General features: G+C 65.2%; 16 protein-coding genes. 4 read left to right on the plus strand and 12 right to left on the minus strand.

The window, feature by feature from the left end; translation table 11 throughout:
* Positions 1–10: 10 nt before the first annotated feature.
* From tkt to MacB4_RS04485, 4 genes are all read right to left on the minus strand, one after another.
* A complete protein-coding gene (tkt, locus tag MacB4_RS04470; protein ID WP_206864653.1) occupies positions 11–2,065 on the minus strand; it encodes a transketolase in 2,055 nt (684 codons plus the stop codon).
* 248 nt (positions 2,066–2,313) lie between these two features.
* Positions 2,314–3,267, minus strand: coding sequence for an AAA family ATPase (locus MacB4_RS04475; RefSeq protein ID WP_206864654.1), 954 nt, complete (start codon positions 3,265–3,267; stop codon positions 2,314–2,316).
* A gap of 36 nt (positions 3,268–3,303) precedes the next feature.
* On the minus strand, positions 3,304–3,720 hold the full coding sequence (locus MacB4_RS04480) for a ribulose bisphosphate carboxylase small subunit (protein WP_206864252.1): 417 nt from the start codon (positions 3,718–3,720) through the stop codon (positions 3,304–3,306).
* A 16-nt stretch (positions 3,721–3,736) separates the two neighbouring features.
* Complete coding sequence (locus MacB4_RS04485) at positions 3,737–5,191, minus strand: form I ribulose bisphosphate carboxylase large subunit (protein ID WP_206864939.1); 1,455 nt, start codon at positions 5,189–5,191, stop codon at positions 3,737–3,739.
* 552 nt (positions 5,192–5,743) lie between these two features.
* Between MacB4_RS04485 and rplU the strand changes: the two genes are divergently transcribed.
* From rplU to MacB4_RS04505, 4 genes are all read left to right on the plus strand, one after another.
* Positions 5,744–6,076, plus strand: coding sequence for a 50S ribosomal protein L21 (rplU, locus tag MacB4_RS04490; RefSeq protein WP_206864655.1), 333 nt, complete (start codon positions 5,744–5,746; stop codon positions 6,074–6,076).
* A 6-nt stretch (positions 6,077–6,082) separates the two neighbouring features.
* A complete protein-coding gene (gene rpmA, locus MacB4_RS04495) occupies positions 6,083–6,337 on the plus strand; it encodes a 50S ribosomal protein L27 (protein WP_206864656.1) in 255 nt (84 codons plus the stop codon).
* Between the two features lie 63 nt (positions 6,338–6,400).
* On the plus strand, positions 6,401–7,486 hold the full coding sequence (gene obgE / locus MacB4_RS04500) for a GTPase ObgE (protein ID WP_206864657.1): 1,086 nt from the start codon (positions 6,401–6,403) through the stop codon (positions 7,484–7,486).
* The gene (locus MacB4_RS04505) at positions 7,483–7,836 is read left to right on the plus strand and encodes a hypothetical protein (RefSeq protein WP_206864658.1); all 354 of its coding nucleotides are present in this window, start codon (positions 7,483–7,485) and stop codon (positions 7,834–7,836) included. Before obgE ends, MacB4_RS04505 begins: the two co-directional genes overlap by 4 nt.
* Positions 7,837–8,190: 354 nt before the next feature.
* On the opposite strand, the gene MacB4_RS04510 is transcribed toward MacB4_RS04505, so the two are convergent.
* The 8 genes from MacB4_RS04510 to MacB4_RS04545 form a co-directional block, all read right to left on the minus strand.
* Positions 8,191–8,598 (minus strand): YraN family protein, encoded by a 408-nt coding sequence (locus tag MacB4_RS04510; RefSeq protein WP_206864659.1) that lies wholly within the window; start codon positions 8,596–8,598, stop codon positions 8,191–8,193.
* A gap of 2 nt (positions 8,599–8,600) precedes the next feature.
* Positions 8,601–9,287 carry a ribonuclease HII gene (locus MacB4_RS04515; RefSeq protein ID WP_242529333.1) on the minus strand — a complete coding sequence of 229 codons (687 nt, stop codon included), beginning with the start codon at positions 9,285–9,287 and terminating at the stop codon, positions 8,601–8,603.
* A 92-nt stretch (positions 9,288–9,379) separates the two neighbouring features.
* Positions 9,380–9,718, minus strand: a complete 339-nt coding sequence (gene rplS, locus MacB4_RS04520) for a 50S ribosomal protein L19 (RefSeq protein WP_206864660.1) — start codon at positions 9,716–9,718, stop codon at positions 9,380–9,382.
* A complete protein-coding gene (gene trmD / locus MacB4_RS04525; protein WP_206864661.1) occupies positions 9,696–10,412 on the minus strand; it encodes a tRNA (guanosine(37)-N1)-methyltransferase TrmD in 717 nt (238 codons plus the stop codon). The genes rplS and trmD overlap by 23 nt, the downstream gene beginning before the upstream one ends.
* Before the next feature lie 19 nt (positions 10,413–10,431).
* Complete coding sequence (rpsP, locus tag MacB4_RS04530; protein ID WP_206864662.1) at positions 10,432–10,710, minus strand: 30S ribosomal protein S16; 279 nt, start codon at positions 10,708–10,710, stop codon at positions 10,432–10,434.
* Between the two features lie 24 nt (positions 10,711–10,734).
* Positions 10,735–12,063 (minus strand): signal recognition particle protein, encoded by a 1,329-nt coding sequence (gene ffh / locus MacB4_RS04535; protein WP_206864663.1) that lies wholly within the window; start codon positions 12,061–12,063, stop codon positions 10,735–10,737.
* 27 nt (positions 12,064–12,090) lie between these two features.
* Positions 12,091–13,500 (minus strand): proteasome accessory factor PafA2 family protein, encoded by a 1,410-nt coding sequence (locus tag MacB4_RS04540; RefSeq protein ID WP_206864664.1) that lies wholly within the window; start codon positions 13,498–13,500, stop codon positions 12,091–12,093.
* A gap of 3 nt (positions 13,501–13,503) precedes the next feature.
* On the minus strand, positions 13,504–14,280 hold the full coding sequence (locus MacB4_RS04545) for a proteasome subunit alpha (protein ID WP_206864665.1): 777 nt from the start codon (positions 14,278–14,280) through the stop codon (positions 13,504–13,506).
* Between the last annotated feature and the right edge of the window lie 197 nt (positions 14,281–14,477).

Raw genomic sequence — 14,477 nt, forward strand, 5'->3', positions numbered from 1 at the left:
GCGCTTCGGCCTAGCCCCGTGTCCGGGCCAAGGTGCGGCGAGCGGCCTCCGCCACCGCTTCCCCCGTGAGGCCGAACTCCTTGTAGATCGTGGCATACGGCGCCGATGCGCCGAAATGGTCGATGCCGACGGCTTCGCCGTCCGATCCGATCCAGCGCGGCCAAGCCAGCGTCACCCCGGCCTCGACCGAGACGCGGGCGCGGATCCCGGCGGGGAGCACCTGCTCGCGATAGGAGGCGGGCTGCCGGGCGAAGAGCTCCCAGGAAGGCAGCGACACGACCCGGGAACGGATCTTCTCTCCGGAAAGGAGCTCTCGCGCCGCGAGCGCAAGCGACACCTCGGAGCCCGTGGCGATCAGGATGACCTCTGGTTCCGCGTCCCCGGCAAGCACATACCCTCCGCGCCGGGCCTCCGAGGCGGGCGCAAAGCGGCTCCGGTCGAGCACCGGAAGGGCTTGACGGGTCAGGATGAGGGCGGTGGGGCCATCTTTCCGCTCAAGCGCTACACGCCAGCCTTCGGCCGTCTCGGTGGCGTCCGCCGGGCGGAAGACCACCAGGTTGGGGATCGCACGAAGCGCGGTCAGCTGCTCGACCGGCTGATGGGTGGGCCCATCCTCTCCCAAGCCGATGCTGTCGTGGGTGAAGACGTAGACGACCGGCACCTGCATCATGGCGGCCAGCCGGATCGGCGGGCGCATGTAGTCTGAGAAGATCAGGAAGGTTCCCCCGTAGGGGCGAATGCCCCCATGAACCGCCATTCCGTTCATGAGGGAGCCCATCCCGTGCTCGCGAATGCCATAATGGAGGTAGGCCCCCGTCAGGTCATCCGGGCGGATCTCCTTGACCCCCTTGGCCAGCGTATTGTTGGATGGGGTCAGGTCGGCGGAGCCGCCGAGAAGGTAGCCGACCTTCTCGAAGATCCCGTTGAGGACGGCCCCGGAAGCGGCGCGCGTGGCGAGCGGCTTCTCGAGCGGGAAGCCAGGCATCCCCTGATCCCATCCCGCGGGCAGATCCCGGCGCAGGGCGATCTCGAACCGTTCCGCTTCGAGGGAGAACTCCTTCCGGTAGGCCGCAAAGGCCTCGAGCCAACGGCTCCGCTCGTCCGCCCCCTTCTTGGCAACAGCCCGGAAGAAGCTCCGCACCTCCTCGGGGACGTAGAAGGCCGGATCGACCGGAAGGCCGAGGCGCTCCTTCGCCAGCTTCACCTCTTCCGCCCCCAGAGGCTCTCCATGGGCCTTGGCGGTGTTCTCCCGGTTGGGGCTTCCGAAGCCGATCACGGTCCGGCAGGCGATGATGGTCGGCCTCTCTTCCTGGGAGGTCGCCCAGGTCAGCGCGGATTCGACCTCGGAGCGGTCGAGCCCGTTGATCCTTCGGACATTCCAGCCGTAAGCAGCGAAGCGGCCGAGAACGTCTTCGCTGAACGAGAGCGAGGTCGGCCCATCGATGCTGATGTGGTTATCGTCGTAAAGCACCACGAGCTTGCCCAGCCGCAGATGGCCGGCAAGAGAAGCCGCCTCGTGGGAGACGCCTTCCTCGAGATCGCCGTCGCTGGCGATCACGAAGGTCCGGTGGCGGACCACCTCGTGGCCCGGCCGGTTGTACTTCTGGGCCAGCCACCGTTCGGCCAGCGCCATCCCGACCGCGTTGGAGATCCCCTGGCCCAATGGCCCGGTCGTCGTCTCCACTCCCGCCGTGTGACCATATTCCGGATGGCCCGGGGTCCGGCTGCCCCACTGCCGGAAGCGCTCGAGCTCGGCCATCGGCAGGTCGTAGCCGCACAGGTGGAGCAGGCTGTAGAGGAGCATCGAACCATGCCCGGCCGAGAGGACGAACCGGTCGCGATCGGGCCAGTGGGGATCGGCGGGATCGAAGCGCAGGAAGCGGGTCCAGAGAACGACGGCCGCATCGGCCATTCCCATGGGCATCCCGGGGTGGCCCGAATTCGCTTTCTGGACCCCATCCATCGCCAAGCCACGAACGACGTTGGCCGCCAAGGCGGTTAACCGGTCTTCCTCGGAAGCAGGGGACAAGCTGGGGGCAACTGGGGGGGGAGTTGTACTACTCATTTTTCATCTCTTTCGTAGTGAGTTCTCCTTGACGGCGAACTCGTAAAATCGCCTCGACGGGCGCCGTGCAGGAAATCTCTGCAGCCTCTTCCTCCGCTCCCGGCAAAGGGCGGCGAGAGGAAGCCGCGGAGCCGACGCGGGCGATGGGCTCGGACCGACTCCTCGTCGTTGCGGTATAGCGGCCCGCCCGCATGGTGTCAAGCGGCAGCAGGAGGGTGATTTTCCCGGATCCGCGGTCCCGATCCGCATCAAGCCTTTCCGACCGTTTCGCCCTCCCGTCCTTCCGGGATGAAGACCCGGCTCTGCCGGATATCGGATTCGTCGATCCGCATCAGCTCCTTGGCGGGAACCTTGCCGCCCGCGGCGACGAGCCGGGCGGCCTGCCGCAGCTTGATGCGGTCGATCGCATTCCGGACGCTCCGGGCGTTGGCGAAAAGCGGCTGCTTGCGCCGGAGCTCCAGGTACTCTCGGAAGGCTTCGGCGGCGGCTGGATCGAAAAAGTAGCCTTGGCTTCGAACCATGAGATCCCCGATCGAGACCAGCTCATCGAAGGTATAGTCGGGAAAATCGATGTGGTGGGCGATCCGGGAGCGCAGGCCCGGATTCGAGCTAAAGAAGGCCGCCATCCGGTCCCGATAGCCCGCGAAGATCACGACCAGGTCGTTTCGATAATCCTCCATGGCCTGCAGGAGGATCGCCACCGCCTCGAGCCCGTAGTCGCGCTCGCTTTCGGGTCGATAGAGCGAGTAGGCCTCATCGATGAAGAGAACCCCGCCCATGGCCCGCTTGATCGCCTCCTTGGTCTTCGGGGCGGTGTGGCCGACATATTGTCCGACCAGATCGTCGCGGGCGGCGACGACCAGGTGCCCTTTCCGCACGTAGCCCAGCCGGTGGAGAATTTTCCCCATCCGCAGCGCGACGGTCGTCTTTCCCGTGCCCGGAGAGCCCGTGAAGGACATGTGGAGCGTCGGCGCCTGGGTCTGGAGCCCGACCGAGCTCCGCAACCGCTCGACCAGGAGGAAATCGGCAACCTCCCGGACCCGGCGCTTGACCGGCGCAAGGCCGATGAGCTCGGCGTCGAGCTCGGTCAAGATCTCCCCCACCCCGGCGCCGCCGAGCGCCTGATCGAGATCGACCAAGCCACTTCCGTCGGCGGCGGCCGCTGGAGGGGTCGCCTGGGATTCTTTCTCCGCTTCTTCCATGATCCTCCAGAGCCTATGGTATCGTAGCGCTACGGTTTAGTACCGCTGGCCGGGAGGCTTCTGGGCGGCGTAGGGGCGGGTGGTGTAGCGGATCTGTCGATCCGCGGCCTCCATCCGGTCGAGGAAAAAGCCGGGCTCCTCCTTCGGCCGCTGCACCAGAAACGAGAGCATCGTGCTCTGATACCCCTGCTGCCGGTTGTAGCCGCTAAGCCGGATGTAGTCCTGAGGACGCGCCTTCCGGCACTCCGCCAGCTCGTGCATCACCCCCGCCGGATCCTTCAGGTCGAACATCGGCAGCCCCCACATCTCCCAGTAGACATTCCGCGGATGCGGATCATCGGTAAACTCGATGCTCACCGCCCATCCGTTGCGCAAGCAGTACTCCACCTGCGCCCGAATCTCCTCCTCGGTCAAATCCGGCAGATACGAAAACGTCCCTTGCGTCAGTCTCATTCGCTTGCCTCCTTCCTTAGACGAGCTCCGGAGTCGCCACCGCATCCGGCACGTCGGTCGACTCAAACTCAAAGCTCACATCCTTCCAAATCTCCAGGGCCTTCCGAAGCGAAGGCGAATGCCGCGCAGCCTTCTCCAGGATCTCCGGCCCTTCGTGCAGGTAGTCCCGCCCTTCGTTGCGCGCCTGAATCATCGCCTCCAGCGCCACCCGGTTCGCCGTCGCCCCAGCCGCAATCCCGTCCGGATGCCCAATGGTCCCCCCGCCAAACTGCAAGATGCAATCCTCCCCCAAGTAGTGGAGCAACAGATGCATCTGCCCCGCGTGAATCCCGCCCGAGGCCACCGGCATCACCGCCGCCATCGACGCCCAGTCCTGCTCGAAGTAGAGCCCCAAGGAGGGCTCCGCCTCGGTCCGGTTGCACCGCAAGGTCCGGTAGTAGCCCTGCACCGAGTGGACATCCCCCTCGAGCTTCCCCACCACCGTCCCCGCATGAATGTGGTCCACCCCCGCCAGCCGCATCCACTTGGCAATCACCCGGAAGTTGACCCCGTGGCTCTTCTGCCTCGTGTAGGTGCTATGACCCGCCCGATGCAAATGAAGAAGCAACCCATTGCGCCGAGCCCACTTCGCCATCGACTGAATCGCCGTAAAGCCCGCCGTCAGGTCGACCATCACCACGACACTCCCCAGCTCCTTCGCAAAGTCGGCCCGCTCGTACATCTCCTCCATCGTCGCCGCCGTCACGTTGAGATAATGCCCCTTGACCTCCCCCGTGTCCGCCTGCGCCCGGTTGACCGCCTCCATCGCAAAAAGCCACCGGTCCCGCCACCGCATGAAGGGCTGGCTGTTGATGTTCTCGTCGTCCTTCGTAAAGTCCAACCCCCCACGCAACGCCTCGTAGACCACCCGCCCGTAGTTCCGAGCCGAAAGCCCCAGCTTCGGCTTCACCGTCGCCCCAAGCAGCGGACGCCCATACTTGTTCAGATACTCCCGCTCCATCATGATCCCATGCGCCGGCCCCTGAAAGGTCTTGGTGTAGTGCGGCGGAATCCGCATATCCTCCAACCGCACCGACTTGAGCGCCTTGAACCCAAAGACGTTCCCAATGATCGAAGAGGAGAGGTTCGCAATCGAACCCTCCTCAAATAGATCCAGGTCATAGGCGATATAGGCGATGTACTGGTCGCTCCCCGGCACCGGATCGACCCGATAACACTTCCCCTGATAGTGCTCGTAGGCCGTCAACCGGTCGGTCCATACCACCGTCCAGGTCGCCGTCGAGCTCTCCCCGGCCACCGCCGCCCCCGCCTCCACCGGATCCATCCCCGGCTGCGGCACCAGCCGAAACGCCGCAATGATGTCGGTCTCCTTCGGCTTGTAGCCCGCGTTGTAGTACCCCATCTCCGCATACGGACTCACCCCGGCCGACCACCGGCTCTTCTTCTGCCCCTGCCCATCGTGCTTCACCATCGCCATCGCTCTTTCTCCTTTCTCGCTTCCCGGCTCGAGGCCTCCTCCCGCCCCCACCGGCTCCTTCGCTTATACCCCGCCACCATGAATAATACTATTTGATTGTTTTTATCGGGTCCATAAGTCCTATAAATGCCTCCTCACTTCCCCGCGCTCCCGCGGAGATCTGGGGGGGCGGACTGTTCTGGACCTGTTCTTACCCGGTACCCGACGATTCCATGCTACCGTTGCCACCAATGCTGTCAAGGCGACTCCGCTTCCGGTAGCATCGAGAGCTCCCCATCCTTTCCGCGCGTCGCCCGCAGCTCTTGCGCCCGGCCAAGATCGGCGCCAGGGATTCGCGGACGGGAAAGCTCCCTTATCCACTGGACAGTTTCTCGGAAACCCTTATGATTGGCCGACGAGTCGCTTGCCAAGGACGAAGAGGCTTGGCCCGGCGACTCGTGTTTATCGGATTGGGCGGAGAACCGCCCCGGGCTCGTGCGAGCGGGCCAAGCACCCTTCATCGGCGCCGCAAGGATGTCCGATGGGGTGGGAGTGCATCGGAGGACTATGATTGCAGTGATTCGCGCCGGCGGGAAGCAATACCGCGCGGAAGAGGGGGCCGTGCTCGAAATCGAGCTCCCGAAGAAGGGCATTTTAGCCGGAGAGAGGCTGACCACCGAAGAGGTGCTCCTCATCGAAAGCGACGGGAAAACCGAGGTCGGCACCCCTCGCGTGCCGGGAGCGAGAGCGGTGTTGGAAGTCCTGGAGGAGATCCGAGCCCCCAAGGTAGTTGCTTTCCGCTACAAGCGCCGCAAGGGGTATCACCGGACGGTGGGTCATCGACAGCGACTGGCGCGCGTCCGCGTGGTGGAGCTCGCCATCGACAAGAAAGGAAAGTAGACGGCCATGGCACACAAGAAGGGGCAGGGAAGCACGCGGAACGGGCGCGACAGCCACAGCAAGCGCCTGGGGGTAAAGCGTTACGGCGGGCAGCGCGTCCGCAGCGGCAACATCTTGATCCGGCAGCGGGGAACGCGATTCCACCCGGGGGAGAATGTCGGGCAGGGGCGGGACTTCACCTTGTTCGCCCTCGCCGACGGGATCGTCCGTTGGGACCGCCGGAACCGAAGAGTCCACATCGAGCCCCAGCCGCGCGCCTGAAGCGGAGCGGCACTCGGTCCTAACGATCTCCTTGTGCGTTTCCTGTAGCGCACGGAAACTCTCATGTTTGTCGATCGAGTGAGGATCTTCGTCAAGGCCGGGGACGGCGGCCGCGGATGCGTGAGCTTCCGGCGGGCTCCCTACGAGCCGCATGGCGGCCCCGACGGCGGGGATGGCGGAAAAGGAGGCGATGTCGTGCTCGTCCTCGACCCCCACCGGAACGATCTTTCCCATCTCTTCCTCGCTCCGCACCAGGTTGCCCAGGATGGGCGTCCCGGCATGGGCGCCACGAAGGCCGGACGCAAGGGTGCGGAGCTGGTTTTGCCGATCCCGCCGGGAACGGTCGTGAGCCGGATCCCCGGCTCCCCCGAGCAGGGTTCGAAGCTGCTTCCCCTGCCCCCGCGAGACGCGGAGCTCGACCGGGTCGCCGACCTCACGCCACCGACCCGTCGATTCGTCCTCTGTCAGGGCGGAAGAGGGGGATGGGGCAACTGGCATTTCCGTGGTCCCCGGAACCAGGCTCCCCGCCGCGCCGATCCCGGAAAGCCGGGGGAGTCCGGGCAATTCGTCCTCGAGCTCAAGCTCTTGGCCGATATCGGGCTCGTCGGGCTTCCCAACGCAGGGAAGTCGAGCCTGCTGCGCCGCCTCACCTCGGCGGAGCCGAAGGTCGCCGACTACCCCTTCACGACGCTTTCGCCAACCGTCGGCGTCCTCGAATGGCCCGACGGACATCGGCTCACCGTGGCGGACATTCCGGGGCTGATCCGCGATGCGCATCTCGGAAAGGGGCTCGGGGATGAATTTCTCCGCCATGTCGAGCGGTGCCGGCTCTTGCTTTTCGTGCTCGACCTCTCCGGAAGGGATCCCCTGGACGACTTTCATCTCTTGCGGCGAGAGCTCGAGGCCTATGGTCACGGGCTCGCCGAACGACCCTTCCTGGTGGTGGGGAACAAGACAGACCTGCGCACCGCGCGCAGAGCCGCCCTGCGGCGCGCCCGTCCCGGCGGGGAGGAGCCCCGCTTTGTCTCCGCCTTGACCGGAGAAGGCATCACCGAGCTCACGACCGCCTTTCGGCACCGGCTCGACCCGCACCCCTTCCCGGCAAGCCGCCAGGAAGCCGTCTGCGTTTCGGCCGAGGAGATTGGATGAAGGAGGTCGCCCGGTGGCTCATCATCTATGGGCTCGGGCTCGTCGCTTTGGGCACCATCGGCTATCTCTCGAATCCGAAGAAGGCGAAGACCGCGCTCTACTCGGGCGGCGGCTTCGGCGTCATTACGATCTGCCTCGGGATCTTGACCCGCCGCGGCGTCTCCTGGGCCTTGCCGACAGCCCTTTTCCTGGTGGCCCTCTTTTCTCTTCTCTTGCTTTGGAGATCGACTGTCGTCTGGAGGGCGGTCGCCGCAGGCGAACGGAGGAAGACCTTCGTCGGCGCGCTACTCGCCCTGATGCTGCTCTTTTCGGTCATCCTGCTCCCCTACCTCTTCCAGGCTTGGCGATAGCGAGCTGAGCCTCCAATGCGCCAGCAGCCGGGTGTCCGCCGACGCTCCCGCACCGCGTCCGCGCTGCTGCAGGCGCATAACCTTCTGGCACAGCTGGTCATCCAAGGTAAGCTCGCTCTCCACGGTACGCGGCGCGGCGCGTTTTATAAGCTAGTGTCCAAAAATATGAGCAGGTCCAAATCGAATATGGATAGGTCCATAATTCCGTCCAAATGGTTCAAAGCGAATGGGCTCCCCGCTGAATTTCAACTGGCGAGCGGGAGCTTCATCGCTGGATCGACCAATCCGGGATTCGGGCGCAAGGCGGCGGCACCTTCGGTTCCCGGCGGAGGTAGGGCTCTCAAGACGGAGCGGTCAAGAGCCTGGCGGACCGAACGCATCGGGCAGATGTCGGAGGATCGGCTTTCCGGAACCCTGGGCGAGCACCTCGACGATGTCGAAGCGGTAGGTCACCTCGTCCCGTCCCAGCTCCTCCAGGTAGGCGTAGGCGGCCCGCACCAGGCGCGCCCGCTTCCCGGGGTCGACAGCCTCGCATGGCTCGCCATGGCTCGTCGAGCTGCGGGTCTTCACCTCGACGAAGACGAGCACGGACCCATCCCGGCAGACGAGGTCGATCTCCCCGCCCCCGATCCGCACGTTGCGCAGGAGGATCCGGTAGTGCTTGCGACGAAGGAACCGTGCGGCCTCGCGCTCCCCCCACGCTCCCAGGTTCCTCTTCTGCAGCAGGGGTCGTGGGAAGAAAGCCCAAGGGAGGCCGAGCATGTTCAGACCCCTTTGTCCCACGGAAGATCGGGCATCGCTTCCGCGGAGAGCCGACCGAGGAAGCTTCGGCGGTGTAAAGGGGTCGGGCCGTGAATCCGTAGGGCATCCCAATGCTCTGCGGTCCCGTAGCCCTTGTGGCGGGCGAAGCCGAAGCGGGGATGCTCCCGGTCGATCTCGGTCATCCACTGGTCACGCCTGACCTTGGCCAGGATCGAAGCGGCAGCGATGCAGGCGCAGCGGCCATCTCCACCGATGATTGCGCGAACGGGCAGCTCGAGGGGGGGAGCCTCCCTACCGTCGACCAGGACGACTCCGGGCCTTTCGGGCAGTGCCGCAACGGCCCGAGACATCGCGAGCATCGTCGCCCCCAGGACGTTCCAGCGATCGATCTCCTCGACGGAGGCAAAGCCGACTCCGTACGCCACACCCGGCAAGCCGACGATCCAGTGGCAGACCTCCGACCGGTGCCGCGGCTCGAGCCGCTTGGAATCGTCGAGCTTCGGGTGGAGGGGAATCCCCGGAGGCAAGATGACGGCTGCAGCGACAAGGGGCCCGGCGAGGCAGCCGCGGCCCACCTCGTCCACGCCCGCGGCGGGCGAGAGGCCTTGCTCGGCAAGCAGGAGCTCGAGCCGCCGGTCGACTCCCCGCCTCCGGGGATTCGATTGACCCGCAGGCTCCGGTTTCCGCACGGCGCGAGTATGGGGGTCCTCCCTCTGCGAGGCAAGTTGCGCGGGCAGAACAGCGAGAAGAAGAGGAAAAACGACCCGGAGGGACCTGCGGCCTATTTTCGACCGAGGACGGCCTCCTTGCCCTTCCTGCCCCGCAGGTAATAGAGCTTGGCCCGCCGCACCTTGGAGCTCCGTTCCACCTCGATCTTCTCGATCCAGGGGGAGTGGAGGCGATAGATGCGCTCGATTCCCTCTCCATAACTGAGCCGCCGAACGGTGAACGCCGCATGGATTCCGTGTCCCTTGCGGGCGATCACGATGCCCTGAAAGACCTGAACCCGCTCCTTATCACCCTCGCGAATGCGTGAGTGGACCCGCACGCTGTCGCCGACCGCAAACCGGGGAAGCTCTTTCTTGAACTGCTCCTGCTCAATCCGCTCGATTACGTTCATCGCTCTCTCCTTTTCCTCTCCGCTCCCACAAATCCGTTCTCACGCGCCGCGTCTTCTCTTCCGCCATGGAGCGGCGCCACCGCCCGATCGCTCCGTGATCTCCGGACAGAAGGATTTCGGGCACCCCCCACTCCCGGAAGACGGCCGGCCGTGTATATTGCGGACCCTCTAGAAGAGCATCTTCGAAGGATTCGTGCAACACCGATTCTGCATTTCCCAGAACGCCGGGAAGCAGACGGGCGACCGCGTCGATGATCGGCAGGACGGCTACGGCCCCGTTGGCGACGACGAAGTCTCCGATCGAAACCTCCTCGTCAACCCAATGGTCGATCACCCGCTGATCGACTCCTTCGTAGTGGCCGCAAACAAAGATCAGCCGAGGAGCGCGGGAAAACTCCCAGGCCATGGCCTGATCGAAGGTTCTTCCTCCCGGAGACAGGAGGCGGATGGGCGCCTTCTCCGCCAGGGCTTGGACCGCCTCGATCGCTTCGACCAGGGGCTCGCATTTGAGCACCATCCCCGGTCCGCCCCCATAGGGCCGATCGTCGACGGTCCTGTGCCGGTCACGGGCGTAGTCCCGGAGCTGGTGCACGTGGAAATCGAGCCGCCCGCTCCCAATCGCCCTTCCCAGGATGCTCTCCCGCGCCGCCGCCTCCAAGAGCGCGGGGAAGAGGGTGATGACATCGATCCGCACGACTCCCCCGCGCGATGAATCACGACGCCGCCGGGGAGGCTTCTTCCTTTTCCGCAGGCTCGCTCGGAGCGGTCTTCACGATGCGCGCAACGGTCTCGCTCATCTGCGCTCCCTGCTTTCTCCAGAATTCGATCCGGTCGAGCTTCACCTGAACCCCGCCTTCCTTCACGACCGGATCGTAGGTTCCGACTGATTCCAGGAACTTGCCGTCCCGAGCCGCCCGCCGGTCGGCGACCACGATGCGAAAGAAGGGCCGGTTCTTGCGCCCCTCCCTCCGTAAACGAACTACCACTGCCATATGCCTCGCTTTCTTCCTTGCTCTTCATCCAGACAGGGCTCCGGGAAAGCCCAGCTTCGGCCAGCCCCTTCCCGCTCCCTTGGAAATCTTCCGCATCATCTTCCGCATCGAGTCGAATTTCCGCAAGAGATCATTGACATCGGTGACCTGCGTTCCGCTCCCGCGGGCGATGCGCAACCGACGACGTCCGTTGAGAATCCCCGGGCGGCGCCGCTCCTCGGGCGTCATGGAGAGGATGATCGCCTCGACCTGCTTGACCTTCTTCTCATCGACCTTGACCGCTTCCTTGCCAGGAAGCCCCGGAAGGAGCGCCAACAGGCTCTCGAGCGGTCCCATCTTCTTCATGAGCCGGAGCTGCGTGAGAAAATCCTGGAGGCTGAATTCATTGCTCTTGAGCCGCTTGGCCATCTCCTCCATCGACTGGGTGTCGATTTCCGACTGAGCCCGATCGACGAGGGCCACGATGTCTCCCATGCCCAGGAGCCTTCCGACGAATCGCTCGGGGACGAAGGCCTGCAAGGCATCAGGCTTCTCTCCCACGCCCAGGAACTTGATCGGAATGCCCGTCACCTGCTGGATCGAGAGAGCCGCGCCGCCCCGGGCGTCGCCATCGGCCCTCGACAGGACCAGCCCGGTAAGGGGCACCTTGGCCGCAAAGGCTTCCGCCACCTTCACCGCCACCTGTCCGGTCGCCGCATCGACGACCAAGAGTGACTCTCCCGGCTCCCAGAGCCCGGCCACGCCCGCAAGCTCCTCGAGCAGCTCGGCGTCGACATCGAGGCGGCCCGCGGCGTCGAAAATCAAGACATCGACTCTTTCCCGCTCACCTCGTGCCCGTCCTTCCCGAACGACCGTTTCGAGCGGGGTCCCCTCCGGCCAGGAATAGACCGGAACCTGGATCTGCTCACCGAGCCGCTGGAGCTGCTCGCGCGCAGCGGGACGGGTCAGGTCCCCAGCGACCAGCGCCACCTTCTGGTGCTGCTTCCGGAACCAGAGGGCCAGCTTTGCCGCCGTCGTCGTCTTCCCCGAGCCGTTGAGCCCGCAGAGGAGGAGGCGAATGGGCCGCTCGGGCCGGATCCCGCGCTCGCCCTCTCCCAGCAGGCGCACGAGCTCGTCGTGGAAGATCTTGACGAACTGATCTCCCGGTCGAATGCTGGCCAGCGCTTCCCGCCCGAGGGCGCTCTTCTGGATCTCCTCGCAGAGCCGCTTGGCCACCGGGTAGTGGACGTCGGCGGCGAGCAGGGCGAGGCGGATCTCGCGGAGCGCGTCGGCGACGTTCGCCTCGGAGAGCTTTCCGTATCCGCGAAGGTTGCGGAAGACCGATTCGAGCTTTTTCTGGAGGAGTTCGAGCATGGGGGATGGGCCGCGCCGACCCCTTCGCTATTTGGAGCGGAGCTCCAGGTCCTCGCACAGGCCCGGTAGCTCCGCCTTCGACGGTACGGCACTCACGAAGGGATCTTCCAAGGAGTAGTAGCCGCTGTTGCCCACCTGCACATAGTCCCAGTCGATCACATACGAGATCTTGCCTGCGGCCATTCGCCGCATGAGCTGGCTCCGTGCGTGGGCCCGGGTATTCCGGGGCGCGTCCCGCTCCGGATCATGGTCCCCCAGGCCAGGCAAGCCGAGGGCCTCGAGCGAAGGCTGGGGGATCAGAGCCGCCAAGCTCCGCTTTTCATTGAGGTTGTGGTATTCGAGATCGAGGCTCTCCATCCACGGATCGTCCCAACCTACCCCTTCCTGGGTGCGAAAGAGCTCGAGCAGGTGGCGCTTGGTGATCCAGTCAACCTTGCCCAGGAGAGCCTCGGTGTCCTCGCGCAAGCCGCGCAAGACCTCTTCCCAGGCAAGACAGGTCCAGACCGTGTCCCGATCCTCTTCCCGATCGAGCCGGCTGGCCGCCGTCAGGAAGTGCTCCAGAAGCTCCACAGCCGTCCATCTCCTTCCGTCGGAGAGCTCGATGAGCCAGGGGCCGTCGGGACAGTGGCTGATCTGATGCATCGCGCGCACCGGGTCGGCCAGGGCGAGGCGAGGCATCCGGTCCGCCTCCAAGAGGTCGAGCACGAGGGAGGTGCTGCCGACCTTGAGGGCCTGGCAGAACGGAAGCATGTTCGAGTCCCCAAGGAGGAGATGGAAGCGGCGAAAGCGGCAGGGATCCCCCAAGGGCTCGTCCCGGGCGTTGATCAGCGCTCGGTTGAACTGGACCCACTCGTAGATCTCGGTCTGGATGTAGTCGGCGCGCTGCATCACCTGAAACGGCAGGGCGCGCGTGCGGGCTCCCCGGTCGACCCCCCTGGGCACCATCACCGTCCCGACCCGGCCGGCTCCGACCATCAGCCCTCGGACAGCCAGAAAGGCGAGCAGCGCGTCGACGTTTCCCTGGGAAAGCGGGGCGTCGCGCTGGAGAAGATAGTTTTCGTGGCAGCCGAAGGTCGCGCCCGTGTAGTGATCGATGTTGTTCTTGATGAACGAGGACTCCCCCGCGATGCCCAAGTCGTTCAGGGCCCGTTGCAGCAGCTTCTCGCCCGCCCGGTCGGAAGCGAGCAGATCCCCCAGGAAGCGACATTCGGCGGTGCAATATTCGATGTGCCCCATGTCGAGATAGAGCCGGCCACCGTTGAAGAGGAACCCGCCGTTGCCTGCGGGCTCGTCGTAATCCCGGTCGTGGACATCGATCAGGCCCACGCCCTCCCGGTAGAAGAGATGGTCGCGCACCCGCTCCGGCACGGGCGGACTCTCCATGGTCCGCTGCGAAAGGCAGCCATATTCCGTCTCCAGGCCCGCAATCCGCCGCATCCCCTACTCCTTTTCCTCCGGCCATCCCAGTTGCTGGGCCTCCGGGACCAGGAACGCGGGGCCGCCTTGGGCCGCGACCTCCCGGGAGAGCGCCCCGACTTCAAATCGGTCGCAGAGCCTGGGAGCGAGCCAATCCTTCGGAGGCGCGAACTGCGCCCACGGAACACGCTTCTCTCCCTCCGCCTGGGCGGACCAGGCGAGCACGCGTAGCGCGTGCCCGGCAAGCTCCTTCCAGTCCTTAGCCGAAGGAGGCGGGGATTTCCGGCTCTCCTCCTGCCAGACCGACGAAAGATCCTTGCGCGCACCGAAGAGGACTCCGCGGCGGAGCTGCTCGGGCTCGAGCCCCGCATAGCCGCCATCATATTCGAGGAGCCACGCTTGATCCGCGGAGGGCGAGCTTCCTAGCTCCACGAGAATGCCCCGGAAGAGCAATGGGGCGGAGAAGATCTGCTCAAAGGCGCTTTTCAGGGCTCCGGCCAGGCCATAGCTCACGATCCGCCGCGCGCTCACGTCGGCCCGCGACCGGGAGAATCCCTCGACGTGCGCCGCCTCGATCGCAGTCTGCCGGATCTTTTCCACGTCGGCGGGATGGCCGACCGCCCCGAGGGCCAAGTGGTCGTAGACCTCGAAAACCTTTGGCGTGGACGCCTTGCCGGCGACCAGCAGGACGCCGGGCTCTCCGCTAACGGCAACGACGGGCGCGGCACCGCGAAGTTGATCCTCGATGTACTCGCGCCGATTCTGGACCGCTTCCAACCAGCGATAAGGTTCCTCGATCACGCTTAGCCTCTTGCTCGCCGCATCTCTCCCTTCCCCCCGCAAGGCGTCGGACCGCGCACCACCCCTGCCCGAAGGAAAACGGAAGTTGGCAGCCTACCACCTCCTGGACGGAGTTCAATGCAAATGCGCGCTCGATGCTTCCTGCCGGCACAATCGCCCTCCCGTGGGTTGGTCGATCCTCCCCCCATTCCCGGACC

Origin of the sequence: Methylacidimicrobium sp. B4 (assembly GCF_017310545.1) — a bacterium.
Classification (GTDB): Bacteria; Verrucomicrobiota; Verrucomicrobiia; order Methylacidiphilales; family Methylacidiphilaceae; genus Methylacidimicrobium.